Annotated in this window: 7 protein-coding genes; 3 read left to right on the top strand and 4 right to left on the bottom strand. The window is 63.2% G+C overall.

Annotated features, from left to right (window positions below; translation table 11 throughout):
* Both U1E26_12760 and U1E26_12755 read left to right on the top strand, forming a co-directional pair.
* A partial coding sequence (locus U1E26_12760; protein ID MDZ4170503.1) for a hypothetical protein occupies nt 1–212 on the top strand: 212 nt, incomplete at its 5' end.
* A gap of 156 nt (nt 213–368) precedes the next feature.
* Nucleotides 369–1,742: a hypothetical protein gene (locus U1E26_12755; protein MDZ4170502.1), complete on the top strand. Its 1,374-nt coding sequence runs from the start codon at nt 369–371 to the stop codon at nt 1,740–1,742.
* A gap of 89 nt (nt 1,743–1,831) precedes the next feature.
* Here the strand turns inward: U1E26_12755 and U1E26_12750 are convergent, their stop codons facing one another.
* The 4 genes from U1E26_12750 to U1E26_12735 form a co-directional block, all read right to left on the bottom strand.
* On the bottom strand, nt 1,832–2,005 hold the full coding sequence (locus tag U1E26_12750; protein MDZ4170501.1) for a hypothetical protein: 174 nt from the start codon (nt 2,003–2,005) through the stop codon (nt 1,832–1,834).
* A gap of 136 nt (nt 2,006–2,141) precedes the next feature.
* Nucleotides 2,142–2,513, bottom strand: coding sequence for a hypothetical protein (locus U1E26_12745; GenBank protein ID MDZ4170500.1), 372 nt, complete (start codon nt 2,511–2,513; stop codon nt 2,142–2,144).
* Between the two features lie 29 nt (nt 2,514–2,542).
* Nucleotides 2,543–3,511, bottom strand: a complete 969-nt coding sequence (locus U1E26_12740) for an NAD(P)-dependent alcohol dehydrogenase (protein MDZ4170499.1) — start codon at nt 3,509–3,511, stop codon at nt 2,543–2,545.
* A 62-nt stretch (nt 3,512–3,573) separates the two neighbouring features.
* Nucleotides 3,574–4,245, bottom strand: a complete 672-nt coding sequence (locus U1E26_12735) for a TetR/AcrR family transcriptional regulator C-terminal domain-containing protein (GenBank protein MDZ4170498.1) — start codon at nt 4,243–4,245, stop codon at nt 3,574–3,576.
* A 404-nt stretch (nt 4,246–4,649) separates the two neighbouring features.
* Here U1E26_12735 and U1E26_12730 point away from each other — a divergent pair.
* Nucleotides 4,650–4,890 (top strand): AbrB/MazE/SpoVT family DNA-binding domain-containing protein (locus tag U1E26_12730; GenBank protein ID MDZ4170497.1); only part of this gene is annotated, 241 nt, incomplete at its 3' end.

Below are 4,890 nucleotides of genomic sequence, written 5' to 3'. Positions count from 1 at the left end.
GCTTGATCCCGGAAGCCGCCGATGATCGCGAGGCGTTCGCGGTGCTCACCTCGTTTGCGGACGCTGCCAGCCTGTCGGCCTACCACGTCGACAAGCTTATGTGGCTCGTCGGCAGCGGCGAGTTCTACCGGCACCCCGGTATCGGCAGTGTTCCTACCCAGCGCGACGAGTTCGTTGCCGGCGAGCTTGCGACGTTCGCAGCGTCAGCCTAACAATGGCATCGACGCCGACAAACCGCGGCAGTGAGGTAGTCTGACTCGCAGGCGTGACCGTGCCGCGGTTTGCGGGTCATGCCAAACACGTTAGCACCACACATGAAGGCCGTTGGCCATGGGAGACGACAGTCGGGCGCGGACACGGGGGTGTCGATGGGTGTCGAAGAGAGCGCCGGTAGCCTCGATCGAGAGCGGCTGGCTCTCGATCAGGAGAAGCTCGAACTCGACAAGCGACGTATGCGAATCGAGGTACTCACTAGTGAGTACAAGAACCGGTTCACTGAGGTCATGTTTCATTCAGAGCGCTACCACCGGCAGGTCAACATCATCCAGCTGTACTTGACCGTAGCCGTCTCCCTGGTCGTGGCACTCTCTACGAACGCGGCTGCGACGATGAAGGCGAGCCTCCCTGTTCGCACCGCAGACACTCTGGCCGCAATTGTAGTCACGATCGCGTTCCTCCTCGCGCTGTACCTCTTCACCAACGTGATGGATGCGATCTACACGACGTACATGAACGGAAGACGGCTGGCGGACCTCGAACGAAAGATCAACCGACTTGCGAACTCCCGCCTTCTTGAGTGGGACTCGGAAATCATCCCTCGGCTCTACAGCGTCGACAAGTTTCTGGACGGCGCATGGATTCGACCGAACGTCTTGATGGTTGTCTGGGGCTTCCTGTTCTTCACTGGGGTGTCACTCGGCCTGTGTGCGGCGACCTATGTTCTTGTACGTCCCTACTTCTACGTCTTCACACCGGTCGCACTGTTTCTGACGTCGGTGACGCTGCTGAATTGGCGTCTACTCCATCGGGAGGGCATGAAGTTCATCGATGCCGCCGTCTCGCAAACGGATCCAGATACCGACGGCACCTCCATCTTGTACCTGATTGTTCTCGCGAACACCTTCCTCGGTTATCTGCCTATGCTCTTGCTCAGCGTGAGGGACGCGGCCTTCTACGGCCCACCTCACCAGTTCCCCTTCTGCAGCATCATCTCCGTCGCGCTTGGCGATCTCGTTCTCATTCCGCTTGTGGCGTACATGGCAATCTCGTTTCTCCGCGACTGGACTTGGCGAGAGTTGAGATGGCCGACGATGGCTTCGGTTCTCCTCAGTGGTGCGGTCAATGCATACCTGAACTACTCATGGGTTCACGATCAGTGGACAGGCTTCATGGACACCCAGATGGGCCGGCTCAGCGCCGGCGGATACGTCCATCTTGTCTACTCGTTCTTGGTTGCGAGCTTATGCACGCTCTTCGTCATCATCTTGGTCAGCGCGATGAGGCGAGACGACCCTCGACTGTCGCCCACGAGTCTCGCTATTGCGCGACGCGGGGTTGCCGCCTTGACCGTGTTCCTCGCGTTGGGGATTGTCGACGCTGCCCTCACGCATCTCCGACTCGTTGGCGGTTCGACAGCGGATCTCGCCTCGGCGTTGTGGCCGTCGCTCCTTGTCCCAGCATCCTCAGCCGTGTTGTGGATTCTTGTGAGCAGGGCTTTGGCGGCTTCGCTCAAGGAAGCGTAACGTCTGACGGATAACCTGCGAGCGAAGCGAGTCAGGTTGATCCGTTTGTTGGGCGGCGCCGCCCGCAGACGGGACAGCGCCCTCACATTCTACTCGTCATCGGATGGTCCCTGCTCGCGGTCGCCCGACCGCAGCGGCCCGGGCTTCCCGCCCGTCAGGTAGCACACGAGGGCGAGAAGGTCGACGAGAAGGACGACTAAGGCCGCAATCGCAGCCGGGTCATCGGTCACCCGCGTGACACCCAGTACAAGTGCGACGAACACTGCACTCGTGAATCAGCCCTGCCACCTCACGGGCCGCCATCCGAATCCGACACGACGAGCGTTGAACCACGACTTGCTCGTAACCGGCGCGTTCATATGCACTCCAGTCACCCTGCTGCAGAGGGACGGCCCACCGCTACCCGAACTGCGACCACGTCCACGCACACCAGATGATCGCCCCGCATACGACGACGCCGACACCGATGAGGAAGTTGTCGTACGCGCCTGGGTACGGCAGACCCATAAGGTTGAAGACGACCCAGACGGCCGCCGCAACGATGCAGATCCACCGGATCGCCGGGTACGGCACCACCAGCGACAGCACCATCATCACGATGGGGGTCAGCATCACGGCCGCGACGGCGACCCACATCCACTGGGTAGCCGGGACACCCGCCAGCTCACCCGCCGTGTAGTCACCCGCAAAGATTCGAAGCACGTCCCCGAGCAGGAAGACCAGCATCAGGGATCCCCATAGAGCCGACAGGATGACCCTCACATCGACCATCGTTCGCACGCCCCCTCCAGCAGAAGCGCTCATGCTGCGCTCGCAGCCACGGATACAACGACCTTCGCGCGCGCATGCCCCTCGTCCAGGTACTCGAAGGCGCGCGCGGTCTCGCTCAGCGGATACGTCCTATCGATGACAGGCGTCACCGTGCCGGCCTCGATGAGCTCACCCAGCGCGAGCAGGCTCTGGGTGTCGGTGAGAGCCATGAAGACCCGACCCTGCTGCCGGACGAACATCGAGGAGATCGCTGCGGCGATCACCCAACTCATACCCGCGTGGCCGCTGCTCGGGAGGAGCAGCCCGTCGGGCTCGAGCACGCGCCTGGTGTCCGAGAGCGAGTGGCTGCCCACGTTGTCCAGAATCACGTCGTAGCGCGCGCTGCCTTTGGCGAAGTCTTCCTTCGTGTAGTCGATGACGTGGTCGGCGCCGAGCGAGCGGACCATCTCCACGTTGCCCGTGCTGCAGACCCCGGTCACCTCGGCACCGAGCGCCTTCGCGATCTGCACCGCGAACGTCCCGACGCCACCCGACGCGCCGTTGATGAGCACCTTGTGTCCTGGGCGGACCTTGCCGTGGTCGCGGAGGGCCTGGAGCGCCGTGCACGCGGACGTGGGCACCGCCGCTGCCTGCTCGAACGTCAGGTTGCGGGGCTTCGGCGCGATGGAGCCGACATCGGCGACCGCGAACTCGGCGCACGAGCCGTGGCACTCGCCGTAGACCTCGTCGCCCGTGCGGAACTCGGTCACTCCGCCGCCGACGGACTCGACGACCCCCGCGAACGAGATGCCGACGACGAAGTCGGGCTTGGGCTTGAGAAGCCCCATGTAGAACCGGATCGGCAGCGGCTTGCCTCGCATGCCGAAGTACTCGCCCGCCGCGAGCGAGGTCGCCATCACGCGGACGAGCACCTGCCCGTCGCCCCGTGCGGGCTTGTCGATCTGCCGGCACTCGATCACATCCGAGGAGCCGTAGGCGGTTTGGACAATCGCATTCATGACGCCTTTCCTTTCTTCGGCCGCTCGCGCGACGCCGGCGGCGCCGAGCGCTGAGCGGGGGATCACTGGGATTCGAGCGAGCGCTGGAGACCGTCGAGGATGAGATCGAGACCGAAGTCGAAGAGGCTCATCTCGTCGTGCGGGTTCGCAGCGAAGTCGGCCGCGATGGTCAGCAGAGACGGGTAGGCATCGGGTGCGAGTTCCGCGAGCAGTTCCTCGGCGACGTCGAAGGTCTCCACACCCTCGGGTAGTGCCAGACTCGATTGCTGGCGCTGGAAGCCGTGGATGTAGCTGTCGAGGATCAAGAACGCGTTGGCGGCCGCCCGCGGCGTGAAACCGGCCGCGAGCAGCGTTCCCAGGACACGGTCGGCATAGGCCAGCTGGGCCGGCCCGCTGTGCTCACGAGAGTCTATGACTCCGCTCGCCCATGGATGCCGCGAGAAGACGTCGCGCGCGGAGATCGCGCGCCGCCTCATGGCTTCCTTCCAGTCCGAGGACCCCGAGGGCACTTCGATTTCTGCCGCGACGAGATCCGTCATGCCGTCGAGAAGGTCGCCTTTGCCCGCGACATGGTAGTAGAGCGAGCCCCCTTCGACGCCGAGCTTCCTCGCGAGCTCGCGCATGGTGAGCGCGTCGATGCCGCGCTCGTCCGCCAACTCGATCGCGGCGCGTAGCACGCGTTCGCGAGTCAGGGTGTCGCGCGGTTCACTACTGCGGGTCGCACGTGCGGTCATCATCGCTCCCTTGGACCTCGAATCTCGGCGTGTGCGCCAGGATTCTAACGCTGTTAGAGTGTACTCTAACGCTGTTAGAATCAAGATGCAAGTGCAGATTCGCGGGAGTTTGGAGATTCGGGGGTGTCCTAGTCGGCGGCGCGCGAAATCACGGTCGCAATGACCGTGAGGGCGTTGTGCCACACGAGTGTCCCCTGGGGTCCGCCCAACTGGGATTGGCCGGTGCCAGGCCCTACAGCGCAGGTCGTGGGTGCTAACAAAGAAATCGAGCGGACGGCGTCAGGTAGGCTGCGGAAGTGAGGCGCTTGACCGCCGCTCATTTCTAACACGTTAGCGCTACAGGTGCACCGTTGACGGACTAGCATCGCGATGGATATACTTCGGATATCCATTGGAGGTGCGGCATGATCACCAAAGTCCAGAAATGGGGCAACAGCCAGGGTCTTCGCCTCAGCAAGGAATTGCTCACGGACGTCCGGATTGACGTGGGCGACGCGGTAGACATCAGCGTCCATGACGGCTCGCTCGTCATCACTCCTGCACGTCGCGTGCGTGGCGGACTCGACCTTGAACAGCTGGTCGCACGGATTCCGCGAGACTACGAGCCTGAAGAGCTCGACTGGGGTCCTCCGGCTGGCCGCGAGG

Source organism: Coriobacteriia bacterium (genome assembly GCA_034370385.1).
Taxonomy (GTDB): Bacteria; Actinomycetota; Coriobacteriia; order Anaerosomatales; family PHET01; genus JAXMKZ01.
This window is presented reverse-complemented; position numbering and strand designations above follow the sequence as displayed.